We start from the raw sequence: 17,415 nt of genomic DNA, 5'->3' as shown, positions 1-17,415 counted from the left end.
TGCCCGCCCGGGAATCCTTTATTTCACAGGTCACTGTCAAGTGGTGCAAAAATGGTGGGTATGTCCGCCACCTTGCTCCGTGTCCTGTCCCAGCGCCGCCCCGCAAGTGTCCTGACGCAGGAAGCGCCCAGACGCCCCGAATTGGAATCCGTGCTCCGCGCGGTGGCGGGCGCCCGGTTCGACGATTCACGCACCCCGTGGCGGGTGGCCGTGACCAATCGTCAGTCGGCCTCGGACCTGGCCGCTGCCATGGCCGGGCTGACGTCGGTTCCCACCATGGATGGCCCCGTTCCGCGGCTCAAGGGGAAGAAAATCCGTCGGTTGGCGGCCTACCGCGGCGGTCTGCAGTGGGCGTCCACGGGCGGGGCCGGACTGGCCATCATTTTCCGGTTCGATCCCGAATCGGAGACTCCGAAGAAAGTCCAACGCTTTGACGCTTACTCGATTCGGGGCCTGCTGGAGGCCGCCTTCTACGCGCAGGGCTGGGCCACCGTGTGGTCTCGACGCACTCCCAGCGACGATCAGATGCTGCGTGATTTTTATCGCTTGGCCGAGAACGAGGAGATCCTCGGCTGGCTGTTCGTGGGCCGCCCGGCACACGACTCGGCACCGGATCGCGCCATCAACTTACCGCCCCGGGACCTTGAGATCACCTATATCTAGTTACTGCGGGGCATCAAGCTTTCTTGATAGGTCCCGGATTCAGTTGGCCCGTCACAGGATTGGCTATCGCCCGTATCGCGCTGCGGATTTTCAGCTTTCCCGCAGTGAACAGGTGACAGACTGATGTCGTCAGTGACATGTTCTACAACGCGGGCATCGTGAGTGGCCACCAGGGCGATGCCGCCTGATCGGCAATGCCCACGTAAGAAATTCGTCACGCGCTGACTATTCTCGTCGTCAAGGGCAGCCGTGGGCTCATCCAGCAACATGAGCGGCGGCCGTCGGAGTGCAAGCCGAATGATACCCACGCGCTGTTGTTCACCACCGCTGAGCCGGTGGGCCGGGATGTCCAGAAGGTCGAAGGGCAGCCCGAAGCCTTCAAAAACCTCACGCGCCCGCTCCGGGTCATCCTTGACGCGGTACCCCCCAACCTCAACGTTTTTGCGCACACTCCAGGACGCGACCAAACCGGCATTCTGGAAGACGAACCCGACACAATTTCGACGGAACTCCCGAAGGGCCGCGCCACGTAGCGCGCCCACGTCTTGGCCGAAGACGCATAAGCCTCCCGTCGTGGATTGCTCCAGGCTTCCCAAGCATTGAAGCAGTGTGGTCTTGCCCGAACCGCTCTCGCCGCGGACGGCGGCCAACGAACCGGGTGTGAGTGTGAACGACAGTTCCTGCCACACCACGCGACCCGGATACTCAAAGGCGAGACTTTTGGCCGTGATTCCTTCAACACTGTCGCTCATGGATGCATTGTCCTTTCAGCAAATGATGCAGGGGTCATGAGATCTCTAGGGCGGTCCTGTTGACACTGTGTTGGAGCGCGCCCAGGGTGACGACTGTCGCAACGACAACTACCGCGGCGCAGACGACTACCACCCCAATGCGCGCAACCCAAGGGATGCTCGATACCGCCGCACCCAACGAGGCGGGGATTACCGCGAGAACTGCGGTCAGCACAGTGAATTTGCCATGGATCCCGAGATAACCACTGCCGGTCGAGGACAGCAAGAACACGGCAGTGCGACGGCGCGCATGGTGAACGGCGGCGAAGACGGCCGAACCGAGAATCAAGGCAAGGAGCATGACTGCAGTTCCGGTGAGGGTGACCCGCAGCTCGGAGCGCCGATCGGCGTGGTCCAGGGCCGACAGCTGGGCGACGTTCCGCAAGGACACCACCGCATGGCTCACCTGGTGGTCATTGAGAAGGCGCTGGTACACGTCACCATCCGTATAGGCACCCAGACCGGCGTAGAAGTCATTGGACAGCACCCCGCTGCTCGCGTCCGTGACGATCAACACGGGGTCTACCCCATACATGGGGTTGTCCGAGTCGTCGTAGTCGAGCCTGGGGACCACGCCCAGATTTACATTGTCTACGAAGGACACCTTCGGCTCGACTTGCTCGGCCGTAGGGCGCAGCGAGATCTGAAAATTCACCCACTGTTCCACGGCGGAGCGAAGTTGGTCGCGTTGCTGGACCAGCAGGTTGGAGGGAACCAATACGACAAGTCCTCCGGGTTGTGCGGCGGCATCGGTCTTGCGAATTACCTCGGCATTCGCGGCCGACAGGGAAGCGAGGAACGCGGTGTTCACCACCAGCGTGCGCTCTTGCAGTGCTGCAGAAGGGACGGCTCCGGAACTATCGAGGGAACCAGGCGTCGTCAACAACACTTGATCATTCGCTTCCATCTCTCTGTAGATGAGCCTTAGCTGGTCATCGATGTGGGACGCCTGGCTCGTGGTAATTGCGTAGCCAAGTGCGGGCTGAACGAGCTCGGGATGTTGTGCCCGATATACGTCGGCTGAGCGCGCGTATTGTTCGTCAATCATCCGATGAACCGCAGAGGCACTACTCGCGCCCACTCCTGCCGCAGTGGCCACGATCGCAACCACGGACAAGGTCGCAAGTAGCCCCGCCGGCCGCGCACCATTGAGGATCCGCCCGACCGAATGACGCCGCGCCGCCAGTATCGCAACCACAAGGGCGAAAAGTGCCGCGGACAACGGTATCAACGCTTGTAGTACCCCGACCGTCAAGATCGAGCGAACCTGGTAACCGTCTACCCACAACTGTGAATAAGTCAGCAGAACGAGCGGCATCACCGCAGCGCAGGCGACGGCCGGTGCCAGCGCAGCGATTGCCTCGGGCGTGAGAACTCGGGAGGGCTCCGCCCCCGTCGCTTGGCGCAATCCCACGATGGTCAAACGCACCGCGGACTGGTTCACCAGCGCGAGTACTAAGCCGATCCAGAGAGTGATGGCCGCGATACCCCAGGGGCTGGTCAAGAAAAAGAATGGCCAGAGAAAAACACCAGGCGGGGAGGAAACCGGAGCGGCGACAATCTGGTGGCTCGCCAATGCGTCAACGATTTGATGTGTTTGAACGGAACTACCTTGAACGGCATAGGCACCCAGCAGGCGGTCCCGGGTCAAGGCAGTCGCATCATGGAGTGCGGCGGGGTACCCGCTAGAAAATGTCGGGAAGCTGCCGTCTTCCGGATTTCCGAGTACCGATAAGGGGTCACCCGCGAAGAGATAATAATCAGTGCCTCGGTCATCCCCCTGAGAGAAGGGTGACATCTTGTAAACATTGACAGCGGCATCGTTTACCACGTCATCCACGGTGGAAATCAGGGCCTCACGCGATATGTCAGGTGGGATTTCCGTAATGGTGAAAACCTCAGTAATTCCCTCAGGTCCCCAGCGGTCTTGGTCCAAGAAAAACATGGCCGAGACACCGGTGAGAATTCCGGAAAGCAATAGCGCGCACACCCATACGACAGCCCGTGCAAATCCCAGGTTATTATTCATGCGCCCCTGCCCCGTGTTTCGTCGCCCTCACGATGGTTGGCCGAGCGGCGTTCCGTCACCCGGCCAACCATTGAAACGGTTAATACCGCCAGTATGTGGTGTTACCACCAAGACTGGCCGTGATGGAGGCGTAAGACCACCTGTTGGGGGCAACGGTGGCAGAACGGTTACAGCGAGTGCTATTGCAAGCGGTGCTGCCGTGAGCACGAGTCGGGTGGTGATAATTAGACCACACGCTATTGGTCCAATAACTGACGCCGGAATCCCAAGTGCCACCACCAGGGTGAGTGACAGCAGCATTGGCGGCTCCTGCCGCTCCTGCTGCAAGGGTTCCGGCGAGACCGACAGTCACCAGTGCCTTCTTCAGACGTTTCATGACCTTGTCCTTTTCTAGGAATAACACACTTCGTTGTGTGATGCGTGCGATACTAAGGGGGGGGTGTGAGCAATTGCAATGAAAACACAAACATTTTTAGGACCGCTGCCCGAGCATGCACGCCTGATGGCCCCATCCCCAAGAGAAAGTGCCACGAGCGCTTGAGTGGCCGTAGCGGCGAATACTCCGAAAACCGTGGATCAATCTGAGTCCCACTCCGGGCCAGCGTGCAGTGGACCGACTGATGGCCTCGCCCTGCCCTCTTAGACAGGAATTTGCTGCATGTCGGGCACAAGAGGGAGTTAAACCGCGCCGCGGGCCTCGCGTTGATAACGCGAGGCCCGCGGCGTCGTCAGTTGCTCTGGTCGCGAGCGAACCGGATTACTCGGCCATGCTGCGGATGATGGCGAGAACGCGCAGAATCTCCACGTAGGCCCAGATCAGGGTCACGGTCAAACCGAATGCGGCCGACCATGCTGCCTTCTCCGGGATGCCACGGCGCACGCCGTCGGTGATGTTCTCGAAGTCCAGCACAAAGCTGTAGGCGGCCAACAGAATGGCCAATGCCCCCACGATAAGCCCCAGGGGGATGCCGAACAGGGTGACGTCGTAGCGCATGTTGAAGCCGCCGAGGAGCGAGGTGCCCAGGTTGATGAGCGCGAACAACGCGTACGCCATGATGGCGACCATGAAGATCTTGGTCACGCGCGGCGAGGAACGCAGCACACCCACCTTGTAGAGCACCAGCACGGACACGAATACCGCGACGGTACCCATGACGGCCTGGATCACGATGCCCGGGTAGGTGGCCTCGAACATGCCGGAAATGCCACCCAGGAACAGCCCTTCGGCCAGGGCGTACGCAATGATCAGCACCGGGCTGGGCTCGCGCTTGAACGCGTTGACCAAACCGAGGACCAGACCGATCAGGGCGCCGGGCAGCGCGAGGATGGGCATCATCCAACCGAGAACACCGGTCACGACAATGCAGACCAGCAGCACGCCGGTGCGCATCACGACGTCGTCGTAGCTCATCCGTCCGGTCTGGGCGGGGCCAGCCGCCGGGGCGTTGTACATCTGCTCGAGGTGTTCGGGCGAGTAACGCGGATCCTGGTAGGAACCGGGCGCGCCTTGTCGCGCGCTTTTCTTGTTGAAGTCGCGCAGGAGCGGGTTTCCACCGGCCATGGGTGCGTCCTTTCATGACGTATACGGGCTGTGCAACAAGGGTAGCAGTGACGCGTCACCCGGAGCTGGGAGTTTGTGCACAGCGAACACTGAATCCGGCCGTCCATGACCTGTGAGCACGAGGCCCGTCCAGCATGTTCCCACGGGCGCATCACGTGTGACCTGGACAACACTTGAATAGTTGGGCATCCTACTAAAGCACCTCACCGAAAGGAACGTTTCATGGATGTCTCCAACACTTCTGCCCTGGTGACCGGCGCGGCCTCGGGCCTGGGCGCCGCGACCGCCGCGGCGCTGGCCACCCGTGGCGTGCGCGTGGTGGGTCTGGACCTGCCCGCGGGCGTGGAGAAGGCTCCCGAGGTCGCGGGCGTGACCTATCACGCCACGGACGTCACCGAACCCGATCAAGTGCGCGCCGCCGTGAGTGCCGCGGTCGCGAACGGCCCCTTGCGAACGGTGGTCAATTGCGCTGGCATCGGGCCCTCCGCCCGCATCCTGGGCAAGAAGGGCCCGCATGATCTGGGACTGTTCGAGACCGTGATCCGGGTGAATCTGATCGGCACCTTCAACGTCCTGACCTTGGCCGCGGAGGCCATGGCGGCCAACGATCCCGTGGATGAGGACGGCCAACGCGGGGTGATCGTGAACACCGCCTCCGTGGCGGCCTTCGAGGGCCAGGTGGGTCAGGCGGCCTACGCGGCGTCCAAAGGCGGTGTGCACAGTTTGACGATCGCCGCTGCGCGTGACCTGGCAAGCCTGGGTATCCGCGTGAACACCGTGGCACCGGGCATCGTGGAGACCCCCATGCTGGCCACGGTCAGCGAGGAGTACCGCGCGGGTCTGGCCGCCGGTGTTCCGTTCCCCCACAGGCTGGGCCGCCCCTCCGAATTCGCGCAGATCGTGACCACGTTCGTGGACAACGACTACCTCAACGGCACCACGCTGCGCATGGACGGCGCCCTGCGCATGGCCCCGCGCTGACATCCTCCTGATGACATCCGCCCCTGTTCGATCGACCGTTCGGAGAATTTTTCATGGCTGAGGCCTACATCGTTGATGCCGTCCGCACCCCCGTGGGGCGCCGGGGCAAGGGACTCGCGGAAGTTCATCCGCTCGATCTGGCCGCCGCGCCACTGAAGGAGCTGGTCACCCGGCAGGGCATTGATTCCCAGGAGTACGACGAGGTGATCCTGGGGTGCATCGACCAGCTGGGCCCACAGTCCATGGACATTGCCCGCAACGCGTGGCTCGCGGCGGGACTGTCCCAGGCGGTTCCCGGCAGCACCATTGAAAGGCAGTGTGGTTCGGGGCAACAGGCCATCAGCTACGCGGCGCAGGCGGTGATGAGCGGCACGAGCGAGCTGGTGGTGGCCGGTGGCGTGCAGTCGATGTCCAGCATTCCGCTTTCCTACTCCAACGCGGCCGCCCAGAAATTCGGGTTTCCGGACCCCTTCACCGGTTCCAACGGCTGGGCCGAACGGTACGGGGATCAAGAGGTCTCCCAGTTCCGGGGCGCGGAAATGATGGCCCATCGCTGGGGTCTCACGCGTGAGGAGCTCGAGGCCTTTGCCGTGCAATCCCACGAGCGCGCACTGGCCGCCCAGCGAGAGGGGTATTTCGATCGGGAGATCCTGCCGCTGGCCGGGTTGTCCGAGGATCAGGGTCCGCGCGAACCCGACCTCGAGAAACTCCGATCCCTGCAACCGATCGTGGATGGTGGTCTGCACACGGCGGGTACCGCGTCTCAGATGTCCGACGGCGCTGCGGTTTTGTTGATTGCCTCCGAACGCGCCGTGGCGAAGTACGGACTCAGCCCGCGAGCCCGCATCCACCATGTGTCGGCCCGCGGTGCTGATCCGATCATGATGCTGTCCGCACCCATTGCCGCGACCCGGTACGCCCTGGAGCGCACGGGCATGCGCTTGGCCGACATGGACCTGATCGAGATCAACGAGGCCTTTGCCGCGATGGTGCTCGCGTGGCAACGCGAAACCGGTGCGGACATGTCCACGGTCAATGTGAACGGCGGGGCGATTGCCCTGGGCCACCCCATCGGCGCCACCGGTGCGCGGCTCATGACGTCACTGCTGCACGAACTCGAGCGCCGGGACGCCCAATGGGGGCTGCAGACCATGTGCGAAGGCGGCGGTCAGGCCAACGTCACCATCATCGAACGTCTCTGAGCCACCCGATTTCCTCCGAAAGGACCCGTCCGTCATGAATGCATCAGCTCGGGAGCACGAGACCGATTCGGCGGTGGCCACGGCCACGTCCAACACGATGGGCGCACTCCTGCGCCGCACGGTCACCCGCAACGGCCCGGCTACCGCGGTCCTGTTCGAGGATCGGCGCTGGACATATTCCGAACTGGGCGACGCGGTCCACCGCGTCACCCGCCGCCTGGTCGATGCCGGGTTGCCGCGGGGGTCCCGGGTTGCCGCCTACGGCGCCAATTCTGATGTTTACCTGCTGCTGTACCTTGCCTGTGCCCAGGCCGGTCTGGTGCATGTACCGGTGAACTTCGCACTCAAAGGTGACGAGTTGGCCTACATCCTGGAGGATTCCGGGGCGAGCCTGCTCGTGGTCGATAACGCGTTGTTGCCGCTGGTCGATGACGTCCGCGGCTCCGGGCGGGCACCGGAGGTCGAACATGTGTGGTCCATGTTCCCGGATCCGCAGCCGTCCGCAGGCACCCGATCCGAGGGTGTCTCGCTGCTGGAGACGGCGCTGGACCGGGCGGCGTCGTCGGAGCCGGTCAACGTGCCAGTGGACGAAAGTGACCTGCTGCAACTGCTGTACACCTCCGGCACCACATCCGCGCCCAAGGGTGCCATGATGACGCACGCCGCGCTGATCGCCGAGTACGTTTCCTCGATCATTGCCCTGGATTTCACGGCCGAGGACCGGCCCCTGATTGCCATGCCGCTTTACCACTCGGCCGCAATGCACGTGTTCCTGTTGCCCTACCTCACATTGGGCGCCACCGTGCGCGTGATCGCCAGGCCCGACGTCGCGCGGATCCTTGAGCTCGTGGAGAAAGAACACATCGGTTCGCTGTTCCTGGCCCCCACCGTGTGGGTTCCCCTGGCCAATTCCCCCGAGCTGGACACCCGCGACCTCTCGTCGCTGACCAAGGCCCAGTACGGCGCGTCCATCATGCCGGTGACCGTGCTGCAGCGGTTGCGCTCGCGGTATCCGAAGATCGGCTTCTACAACTGCTTCGGCCAGTCCGAGCTGGGTCCCCTGTGCACCGTGCTGCGCCCGGAGGAGCATGACGCGCGGCCGGCATCGTGCGGGCGCCCCGTGTTCTATGTGGAGGCCCAGGTGGTGACCTCCGAAGGTGCGTTGGGCGCGCCCGGTGAACCCGGTGAGATCCAGTACCGCTCCCCCCAACTGCTGACCGGGTACTGGAACAAACCGGAGGCCACCGAGCAGGCATTCGTGGACGGCTGGTTCCGCTCCGGTGACCAGGTCACCCGGGATGCGCAGGGGTTCATCCAGGTGGTCGATCGGATCAAGGACGTGATCAACACCGGTGGCGTGCTCGTGGCCCCGCGCGAGGTCGAGGACTGTATTTACGAGTTGGCCGAGGTGGCCGAGGTCGCCGTGGTGGGGCTGCCGGACGAGCGATGGATCGAGGCCGTGACGGCGGTGATCGTACTCAAGGAGGGGACCACGCTGACCCCCGAAACGGTGCGGTCACACGTGAAATCTCGGATCGCCGACTACAAGGTGCCCAAGCGGGTGGACTTCGTCGCGGAACTGCCCCGCAACCAGTCCGGCAAGCTGCTCAAGCGCCAGCTGCGCGCGGAACGTTCCCAGGACGGCACCGGGACCGCGAGCACGGAAGATCGCGCGTGAGCGCCGGGCCGTCGCGGCGGTATGACCTGACCGAGGCACTGGGTACCGATTACCTGTCGGTGCTCGAAGGCATCAGTGACGACGACCGAGCCCATTGGGACCGGGCTCGCGAGTACGGCGCGCAGATCCTGCCCCTGGTCAACGAGTATTGGGACCGCGGTGAGTACCCCACGGACCTGGTCCGGCGGGCGGGCGAACTGAACCTGCTGACCGACGGACTGAATATACCCGGGCATCAGAGAATGTCCCCGCTCGCGGCGGGGCTGGTCACCATGGAGATGTCCCGCGCGGACGGTTCGCTGGCGGCAGCCGCGGCGGTGCAGGGTGGGTTGGTGCTGCGCAGCCTGGTGTTGTTCGGCAGTGCTGCACAGAAGGCCAACTATCTGGAACCGGTGGCCCGGGGCGATCTGCTGGGTGGGTTCGCGTTGACGGAACCGCACCACGGGTCCGATTCCGTGTCGCTGGAAACCACCGCCCGGCGCGAAGGATCCGAGTGGGTGGTGAACGGACACAAGAAGTGGATCGGCAACGGCGCGGCCGGCGGAATCACCATCGTGTGGGCGCGCGATGAGGCGGACGGCCAGGTCAAGGGCTTCATTCTGGAACAGTCCACGCCCGGATACTCGGCAGAGGTGATCCGGGGAAAGGGCGCGTTGCGGGCCATTCACCAGGCGGAAATCACCCTGAGCAACGTGCGCGTACCCACCGATGCGCAGCTACCCGACGTGCACTCGTTCAAGGACGTCTCCCGCGCTCTGGTGGAAACCCGTGTGAACGTGGGGTGGTCCGCGCTGGGCCACGCAACATCAATGTTCGAGGCGGCGCTGTCCTACTCAACGCAACGCACCCAGTTCGGTAAGCCGCTGGCCGGTCATCAAATGGTGCAGGAGCGTTTGGCCCAGATGCTCGCGGAACTGACCAACATGCAGTTGCAGTGCGTGGCCGTGACACGCCTACAGGCGGGGGGCACCATGCGGTCCGCCCAAGCCTCGATGCTCAAGTATCACAACACCCGTGCGGCCCGCCGGATCGCCGCTGTCGCGCGGGACATGCTGGGAGGCAATGCGATCCTGCTCGAGAATCACGTGATCCGGCACCTGAGCGATGTGGAAGCGTTGCACACCTACGAAGGCACCGAGTCCGTCCAGGCCTTGATTCTGGGCCGTGATCTCACCGGCATCAGCGCCTTCGCGTGACCACTACCTACGGAGCACCATGACCTTTACGAACACATCCTCAGCCGTCCGGGTCGAACGTCGCCCCGGCGTGGTTCGGCTCATCTTGAACCGGCCCGCGGACGGCAATGCCCTCACTCTCGACATGGCACGAGGGGTGCTGGCCGCCCTGCGCGACGCCGAGTCCGACCCGGACGTTCACGTGCTCACCCTGACGGGCGAGGGCCGGTTCTTCTGCGCCGGCGGGGACGTGACGAGCATGGCGTCCTACGAGCCCGCCGACCGGCCCGCATTCCTGCGCTCCCTCGCCGACGCCGCCCACGACGTCGCGTTGGCCATGATGCGTTCGCGCTTACTCATCCTTGCGGGCGTCAACGGAACGGCGGCCGGCGCCGGGTTCGGGTTGGTGTTGAACTCCGACTGGGTACTGGTCTCCGATCGGTCGAGCATGCTGGCGGCGTATTCCTCGATGGGGCTCTCACCGGACACCGGCGTCGCTTATCTGCTCCCCCGCGCGGTGGGTCATCAACGTGCTATCGATCTGGCGCTCAATGGCCGAATACTGAGCGGCGCCGACGCCGTGGACTGGGCGATCGCCAACGAGGTGACCGAGGCGGCCTCGTTCGGGCAACGCCTTACCGAAGTCGAGGACCGTTTCCTGGGCGGGGCGGTGCAGACCTACGGGCCCACTAAGAGGTTGCTGCGGGCTGCCGCGCTGAACGGGTACGAGGAGCACTTGCGTCACGAATCCGCGAGCATCGCGGAACTGTCCGGGCACCCGGACACGGTGCAGCGCGTGGATCGGTTCGTGGGGAAGAAGAGTGGATGAGGGTAGCGGGGTTTTATCGAGTAGTTCGACTCAGGCCACGCCGAGTTCTTTTTTTCGCTCATCAAGCACTTTTTGCAGCTTCTTCGATTGCCTCAGGAGCTGTTGCTGCTGCTTGGCGCTGTACGTAATGACCTTGCCCGTACGAGCGGCGTTGTCGGTTCTTACCGTTGTTCGTGGGCGCGCGTTACGACCAGAAGCGGAAAATTTTCTTGTCGTCGCCATGGGATACACCGTCCTCCTGTGCACATCCACTCTACACATGGTCATTGCTGCCTTGGAGTAGCTTCTGGGTCAGTTGACTCTTCATCCTCCTCCGGAGGAATGCCCGAGAATCGGTCTACCACAATGTCGTTGACTTGCTCGATCATTTCGATGTCTTCGGCCGTCATCAAGGAATCCTTGGCTAAAGATGTCAACACCACCATGCCCATGTTCACGGAGTAGATATCTGCATCCTGGTCCGAACACTGATCCAGCGCCCACACGAGCCTGTCCCAAAACACATTCCTTTGGTCCGTGCGCTTCTGCCGAACATGAGACCGCCATGCAATGATGGCCGCGATCGAAGCGACTATCGCCACTCCTGCTGGTGCTAAGGCACTGACGTAGGCCACCCCTGCAGGCAAGTCAGAAACGGAACCCATACGCAAAGCTTCGCATGTTGACCTCTTGGCCTCCTTGCAGCAGGTCAAACATGTGCATAACTGCCGCACTACTACAGCGGGAGGTGTGGGTCTCCGTCACGCGCATCCGTTGACACCTCGATCAGAGACGGCAGCAGAGTGCCTCTTGAACAGTGGTCGCTGCAGCCGAACATCTGAGGCTCCGGATCACCGCGGAACCTGGGTCGACGCTGCGAACCGGCGCCTTAAATGTCATGGGCCGCGAACCTGTGCCTCAGATGCCACGGGCAGGAACCGGTGCGCCGAATCCCTGACCGGATAAGAAGGAAGGGGTGCCCCCAGTGGGACTCGAACCCACACTGCGCGGATTTTAAGTCCGCTGCCTCTGCCAATTGGGCTATGGGGGCCCGTGCAAAAGCTACCGGTTCATCACCCGGGAAGGGAGCTGAACCGGTAGCTTCGCGAGTACACGTAGGTTACAGCCTTGCCTTGGCCGTATCCACCTCGTCACCTGCGGCGACCTTGAACGACCGGCGCGGGTCGCGCACGTGGCGCATGCCGGTGGTGTCGCGACCGAAGAGCATGTTGATGCCCCACTCGCTGAAGATGCGCACCTTGCGCTCGATCGTGGGGATCGCGTAGCCGTGGTAGAAGCGGTGAGCCGCCCAGGCGGGCAAGCCACTGAACTCGACACCGCGGATGTTGGCTACACCCTTGTACAGGCCCAAGCCGGCCACGGCGCCCAAGTTCTCGTGGTAGTAATCTTCCAGCGCCTTGCCCTCGCGCGCGGCAATGATGTTCTTGGCCATGGTCTTGGCCTGACGCACGGCGTGCTGAGCGTTGGGAACACAGAAGCCACCCGGCCCGGTACCGGTGAGATCCGGAACGGCCGCGATGTCTCCGGCCGCCCAGGCGCCCTCGATCGGTCCGTCGTCTCCGGTCACACGCAGGTCCGCGCCGGCACGCACTCGACCGCGTTCGTCGACGGGCAGGTCGCTGTTCTTGACGAACGGAGAGGCCTGTACGCCAGCAGTCCACACCAGGGTGTCGGTGTACATCTCGCCGGCCGGGGACTTGTCCTTCATGTTGATCAGCTTGACGAGCTGGTCCTTGGCGGAATTCAGGGACGTGTTGAGCAGCACCTCGATACCGCGGGAACGCAACTGTGCCACGACCTGCTCGGCGCGTTCCTTGGAAACCTCGGGCATGATGCGGTCCATGGCCTCGACCAGAACGAAACGCAGGTCGGAGACCTTGAGGCGGTCATTGCGCTCCACGGCGGTACGGGCCATGTCCTCAAGCTCGGCGAGACCCTCTGTACCTGCATAACCTCCGCCGACCACGACGAAAGTCAAAGCCTTACGCTTTTCGTGCTCATCGTCAGTCAGGGACGCGATTTCAATGCGCTCCAAAACCCAGTTGCGCAGCGAGACGGCTTCTTCAATGGTCTTCAGACCAATGGCGCTGTCCGCCAGGCCCTCGATGGGGAACGTGCGGGTCATGGAGCCACCGGCAATGACGATCTCGTCATAGGGCAGATCGAAGTTGGGTCCCTGATCGATACCGCGGATACTGACCGTGCGGTTGGCGTGGTCAATGCTCTCCACGCGGCCACCGATGAGTTCGCAGTCCTTGAGGTGCTGACGGTGCGGAACAATGGCGCTGCGTGCCTCGATGTTGCCGGCAGCAACCTCGGGCAGGAACGGCAAGTAGGTCATGTACGGGTTGGGATCGACAACCGTGACGACGCCACCCGATTCCTTGATGCGCGTTTGTAGCCGTTGTGCGAGCGTGAAACCAACGTATCCGCCGCCGACGATCAGAAGACGCGGACGGTCTTTAGCCAATTGATTGAAAGCCATACCCAAAAGTCTACTCATCACTGACCCCATTTCCGTTCAGAACGACGCCGGGCGGGCTGCGCTGATCGTGAAATGTGCGCGTCAGCGGTTCACGGAGCGGATGTGGAACACCGCCGCGACCGTCAGCCCGGCAACCACCAGTCCGAAACCGGCCAGGATCACCACGGGCAGGGCACCCGTTTCGTTGAGCGGGGCATGCGCCACCGGCGGGGTGGCTTCCTCCGTGACCTGCTCGGTGTCAGAGGTTTCGGTGGCCCCCGGCGACGACGCCGTCTCACTGGCCGCGGCCGATGCCGGCCGGTGCACGCTCATCCAGTGCTGCATGCTGCCCAGCGGATTCTTGTCGACGTCCGGCACGTCCTCCGTCACGGCGGCCTTCACGTCCAGGATCCCGTATCCGTAGAACGGATCCTGGCCTTCCTCGCCGGCATCGTGGGCGGTGCGGATGATCTGGTTGGCGATCTGCGCCACGCTCAGATCCGGGTTCTTGGCCTTGATCAACGCGGCTGTTCCGGAGACCAGAGGCACTGTGGCAGACGTGCCGGACCACTCGGCGTAACCGTCACCCGGCATAGCGCCCACCATGTCCTCACTCGGACCCGCAACCGCGATCGAGATTCCCTGGGACGATGAGTCCCAGCTCGCCCGGCCCGCGCGGTCCACGCCGCCCACCGTGAGGACACCGGGAATGGTGGCCGGGGCTCCCACCTGGTTGAGCCCGGAACCACGGTTGCCCGAGGCCGCCACGACCAGGACATCCTTCTCCTCCGCGTAGGCGAACGCGGAGTCCCACGACTGCGGCCATTCGGTGGAGTCCGAGCCCACGGACATGTTGATGACGTCCGCCCCGTTGTCCACGGCCCAGCGAACGGCGTTCGGAATCTGCTCGTTGACATCCTTGACGCCGGGCTCCTCGTTGCCGAGCCACAGCGACACCGGCAGGATCTCCGCTTCGGGAGCCACACCGATCACACCGCTCTGCTTCCCTGGACCGTCCGGATTGGCTTCGCCGTGGCCCCGTCCGGCGGCCAACGACGAAACCAGGGTGCCGTGTTCGGGTTCCGCGCCCAGGCCGCGGTGTCCATTTCCAGCACCGTTGCCGGACACGTCCGTGCCATCCACAACGGCGTCGCTGAGATCCTGGTGGGTTGCGTCCACGCCGGTGTCGATCACGGCGATCTTCACGCCCTTGCCGGTGGATTCCTTCCAGGCATCGCGCACACCGTATTCGTCGAGCCAGTATTCTCGCTCGCGGATCGAGTCCACGGACACGGGTACCTTGCCGTCCGTGGGCGGCGGTGCCACCGGGGTTTCCAGGGGGATCGACGGCGCGGGTGCCGCGGGTGCCTGCTCGTTGTCGGGCATGGCCACCGCGGGGGCTACGGCAAGGGACAGGACCATGGCGGCAGCGGCCGCACCCGAGAGTGCGCGGCGGCGCGTGGCGTGGACCGACATGACTAACCTCACCTTGAATAGGAACGCACTGGCGGGGACACCCCTGGCCGTTGGGTGTTCAAAACCATTGAGGGGTCAGCGCACCAGGGACAGACCAATTCCGTCCAAAATATCGTGCTCGCTGGCCGTGACCGACCGCACTCGGCCCTGTGTCGCGGAGACAACCCGTTCGATGACACGCCGCCAGACGAGGGCGCCGCCGCCGATCACATCCACGCGGCCCTGGTGCATGTACCCCAGTTGCGCCCGTTCCTGCCTGGTCATGGCCGTGAGGTCCTTGCAGGCCTGGGCGATCGAGTCCACGGACATGGTCGATCCGTGGATCGCGTCCGGGTCGTAGCTCGCCAGGTCCATGGCGCGAGCCGTCACCGTGGTGATCGTCCCAGCGACACCCACCAGGTGGGTGGTTTGTGACAACGGAACGATCCGGGCCACGGAGTCCATGGCCTCGTCCACGTTCCGAAGCACTTGGCGTTGCTGTTCATCGGTGGGCGGGTTGGCACCCAGGTACCGTTCGGTCATGCGCACGCATCCCACGTCCACGCTCTTGGCCGCGGTCACGCCGTCCACCGTGCCCAGCACGCACTCGGTGGAACCGCCGCCCAGATCGACCACGAGCACGCGGTCCTCGGGCTTCAGTGGCCCGGTCGCGTTGGCGGCACCGCGGAAGGACAGGGCCGCTTCTTCCTCGCCGGTCACGACTTCCGGCACGACACCCAGTCGTTGCCTGATGCCGTCCACGAACACCTGGCGATTGCCGGCGTCGCGCGTGGCTGAAGTTGCCACAAAACGGATCTTGTCCACCTTGTGCTTCTTGATCAGGCGGGCGTATTCCTCAACGGCGGCGAAGGTCCGGTCCAGCGCGGCCTCGGCGAGCCAACCCGTGGCGTCCACACCCTGACCCAGGCGCACCACGCGCATTTCACGCACGATATCGATGAGCTCGGGGTGTCCGTTCTCGTCCTTGACATCCGCAATCAGGAGGCGGATGGAGTTGGTCCCGCAGTCAATGGCAGCAACGCGCATGGGTGATGGATCCTCGGCTCTATGGGGAGTGCGCCGATTCAGCAGCGCGATCCCACTTTACCCACGTTCTTGACGCCTTCACGACGGCGAAGACCTGGCGCCCGGCGACGGCGCGAATGACGCCCCCGCCCTCAGCGGTGAACCCGCTCAGTCCGCAGTGCGCCATTCCGGGTCGCACGCGCAGCGGTCCGTGCTCCAGGTGTCCGCGATGAGGCCCAGGGTCTCGTCGCCCAGCGGGTTCACCCCGGGTCCGGCGGCCAAACTGTGTCCCACCAGCACATGCAGGCATTTCACGCGCGTGGGCATGCCACCGGCGGAGATCCCTTCGATTTCGGGGACCTCGCCGATTCCTGCTTTCTCACCAATCCGACGCCGTTCCCCCAGGTAGTGTTCGTGGGCCGCCCGGTACTGCTCCGCGAGCTGCGCATCTTCTGTGATCCTGTCCGACATGCCGTACATGCTGCCCTCGGCCTCGAGCCGGGACACCGCGGACGTGATCACCGGGTGCGTCAGGTAGAACACCGTGGGGAACGGCGTGCCGTTGGACAATCGCGGTGCGGTGGCAACCACCAGGGGGTTACCGCACACGCAACGGGCCGCGATCTCCACCACGTCCCGCGCGGGGCGGCCGAGCTGATGTCCCACCACCGTGAGATCCTGCTGGGTCACTGCGGGGGCAGGGTTCGGCTGTGCTTCAGTCACTTGCGTACTACTTTCCGGCGCACTGCTGGGCCAGTTGGTCAATGGGGAAGAAAACGGTGTGGAGGGATGCCCTGCGGAAATAAACGGTTACTGCTCCGGCTCCACCGGGGCGATTTCCGGCTCACTCTGGGGGAACGCCGAATCCACCACGGACTGCCACAAACCGTCCGCCCACGCGGGTTTACCCGCTTCGACCTGTTCGGCGGAGGACTCCGCGGCTTGGCGGCCCGTTTCTTCGGCGCCGAGCACCAGGTAGGCGCGTTCACCGGGCATCACGTAGAACATGCGCTCGCGAGCCTGTTGCTCCACGTACGCGTCGTCACCCCAGCGTTCCTCTTGCAGCTTGAGTTGCTGCTGCTCCTGTTCCTTGGCCGCGATGGACTCTTCGAGCGCGGTGATTTGGGCGCGCTGATCGAAGAAGATCTTGGCGGTGGGCGCCGCCAGGAACAAGATCAGGGTGGCCACCAAGATCAGGGCAATGAGTCTGCCGTTGAAGGAATGCGCGGGAGTGGGTGCCGTGACCGTGGACGATCCGCCGCCGGAGTAACCGGCGTGCGAAGCGGGTGTGCGCTCTCCTGCGTTGACCGATCGGCTCTTGCCACGGCCCTCGGCCAATGTGGGTTTCCCGTCCGCGCCCTGCCTCTTACCGGAGAACCGAGGAATCCTCGGCCTGGGGCCAACCATGCACACCTCCCGCGTTGCACGGCGCTCTCTCGTGTGAGACGCGCTCCGAATTTATCCTGCCGGCCATTCTAGCGGCGAAAACTTCGCGCTCCCCACACGCAACCGCCCGGTCCCCGCGAGGGGAACCGGGCGGTTCGTTCACCCAACAGTGTGG

Annotated in this window: 17 protein-coding genes and 1 tRNA gene; 6 read left to right on the top strand and 12 right to left on the bottom strand. The window is 63.8% G+C overall.

Going from position 1 to position 17,415, the window contains the following annotated elements; translation table 11 throughout:
* Window positions 1–60 precede the first annotated feature (60 nt).
* Window positions 61–663, top strand: a complete 603-nt coding sequence (locus tag ABEA06_RS06475; protein ID WP_345310962.1) for a nitroreductase family protein — start codon at window positions 61–63, stop codon at window positions 661–663.
* Here the strand turns inward: ABEA06_RS06475 and ABEA06_RS06470 are convergent.
* From ABEA06_RS06470 to ABEA06_RS06460, 4 genes are all read right to left on the bottom strand, one after another.
* On the bottom strand, window positions 660–1,415 hold the full coding sequence (locus tag ABEA06_RS06470; RefSeq protein ID WP_345310961.1) for an ABC transporter ATP-binding protein: 756 nt from the start codon (window positions 1,413–1,415) through the stop codon (window positions 660–662). The genes ABEA06_RS06475 and ABEA06_RS06470 overlap by 4 nt on opposite strands.
* A gap of 34 nt (window positions 1,416–1,449) precedes the next feature.
* The gene (locus ABEA06_RS06465) at window positions 1,450–3,483 is read right to left on the bottom strand and encodes a hypothetical protein (protein WP_345310960.1); all 2,034 of its coding nucleotides are present in this window, start codon (window positions 3,481–3,483) and stop codon (window positions 1,450–1,452) included.
* 79 nt (window positions 3,484–3,562) lie between these two features.
* A complete protein-coding gene (locus ABEA06_RS14560; protein WP_425559502.1) occupies window positions 3,563–3,859 on the bottom strand; it encodes a lactococcin 972 family bacteriocin in 297 nt (98 codons plus the stop codon).
* 381 nt (window positions 3,860–4,240) lie between these two features.
* Window positions 4,241–5,044, bottom strand: coding sequence for a Bax inhibitor-1/YccA family protein (locus ABEA06_RS06460; protein ID WP_345310959.1), 804 nt, complete (start codon window positions 5,042–5,044; stop codon window positions 4,241–4,243).
* Between the two features lie 222 nt (window positions 5,045–5,266).
* On the opposite strand from ABEA06_RS06460, the gene ABEA06_RS06455 reads away from it, so the two are divergent.
* The 5 genes from ABEA06_RS06455 to ABEA06_RS06435 are packed head-to-tail and all read left to right on the top strand — an operon-like array spanning window position 5,267 to window position 10,909.
* Window positions 5,267–6,025, top strand: a complete 759-nt coding sequence (locus ABEA06_RS06455; protein WP_303382559.1) for an SDR family NAD(P)-dependent oxidoreductase — start codon at window positions 5,267–5,269, stop codon at window positions 6,023–6,025.
* A 53-nt stretch (window positions 6,026–6,078) separates the two neighbouring features.
* A complete protein-coding gene (locus ABEA06_RS06450; protein ID WP_345310958.1) occupies window positions 6,079–7,227 on the top strand; it encodes an acetyl-CoA C-acetyltransferase in 1,149 nt (382 codons plus the stop codon).
* A gap of 34 nt (window positions 7,228–7,261) precedes the next feature.
* Window positions 7,262–8,905, top strand: coding sequence for a fatty acyl-CoA synthetase (locus ABEA06_RS06445; protein WP_345310957.1), 1,644 nt, complete (start codon window positions 7,262–7,264; stop codon window positions 8,903–8,905).
* Window positions 8,902–10,101, top strand: coding sequence for an acyl-CoA dehydrogenase family protein (locus ABEA06_RS06440; protein ID WP_345310956.1), 1,200 nt, complete (start codon window positions 8,902–8,904; stop codon window positions 10,099–10,101). Before ABEA06_RS06445 ends, ABEA06_RS06440 begins: the two co-directional genes overlap by 4 nt.
* A gap of 19 nt (window positions 10,102–10,120) precedes the next feature.
* Entirely contained in the window at window positions 10,121–10,909 is a 789-nt protein-coding gene (locus tag ABEA06_RS06435) for an enoyl-CoA hydratase/isomerase family protein (protein ID WP_345310955.1), read from the top strand.
* Window positions 10,910–10,939: 30 nt separating this feature from the next.
* Here ABEA06_RS06435 and ABEA06_RS06430 read toward each other — a convergent pair whose 3' ends face one another.
* From ABEA06_RS06430 to ABEA06_RS06395, 8 genes are all read right to left on the bottom strand, one after another.
* Entirely contained in the window at window positions 10,940–11,131 is a 192-nt protein-coding gene (locus ABEA06_RS06430; protein ID WP_303382564.1) for a hypothetical protein, read from the bottom strand.
* A 41-nt stretch (window positions 11,132–11,172) separates the two neighbouring features.
* Window positions 11,173–11,553 (bottom strand): hypothetical protein, encoded by a 381-nt coding sequence (locus ABEA06_RS06425; protein ID WP_345310954.1) that lies wholly within the window; start codon window positions 11,551–11,553, stop codon window positions 11,173–11,175.
* A 312-nt stretch (window positions 11,554–11,865) separates the two neighbouring features.
* A tRNA-Leu gene (locus ABEA06_RS06420) sits at window positions 11,866–11,939 on the bottom strand.
* Between the two features lie 69 nt (window positions 11,940–12,008).
* Window positions 12,009–13,394, bottom strand: coding sequence for an NAD(P)/FAD-dependent oxidoreductase (locus ABEA06_RS06415; RefSeq protein ID WP_303382657.1), 1,386 nt, complete (start codon window positions 13,392–13,394; stop codon window positions 12,009–12,011).
* A gap of 81 nt (window positions 13,395–13,475) precedes the next feature.
* The gene (locus ABEA06_RS06410) at window positions 13,476–14,849 is read right to left on the bottom strand and encodes a S8 family serine peptidase (RefSeq protein WP_345310953.1); all 1,374 of its coding nucleotides are present in this window, start codon (window positions 14,847–14,849) and stop codon (window positions 13,476–13,478) included.
* A gap of 75 nt (window positions 14,850–14,924) precedes the next feature.
* Window positions 14,925–15,875, bottom strand: a complete 951-nt coding sequence (locus ABEA06_RS06405) for a Ppx/GppA phosphatase family protein (RefSeq protein ID WP_312394942.1) — start codon at window positions 15,873–15,875, stop codon at window positions 14,925–14,927.
* Window positions 15,876–16,022: 147 nt separating this feature from the next.
* Window positions 16,023–16,577 (bottom strand): DUF501 domain-containing protein, encoded by a 555-nt coding sequence (locus ABEA06_RS06400; protein WP_303382654.1) that lies wholly within the window; start codon window positions 16,575–16,577, stop codon window positions 16,023–16,025.
* 87 nt (window positions 16,578–16,664) lie between these two features.
* Window positions 16,665–17,261: an FtsB family cell division protein gene (locus ABEA06_RS06395; RefSeq protein WP_345310952.1), complete on the bottom strand. Its 597-nt coding sequence runs from the start codon at window positions 17,259–17,261 to the stop codon at window positions 16,665–16,667.
* Between the last annotated feature and the right edge of the window lie 154 nt (window positions 17,262–17,415).

This window comes from Kocuria gwangalliensis (assembly GCF_039544365.1).
Lineage (GTDB): Bacteria > Actinomycetota > Actinomycetes > Actinomycetales > Micrococcaceae > Kocuria > Kocuria gwangalliensis.
This window is presented reverse-complemented; position numbering and strand designations above follow the sequence as displayed.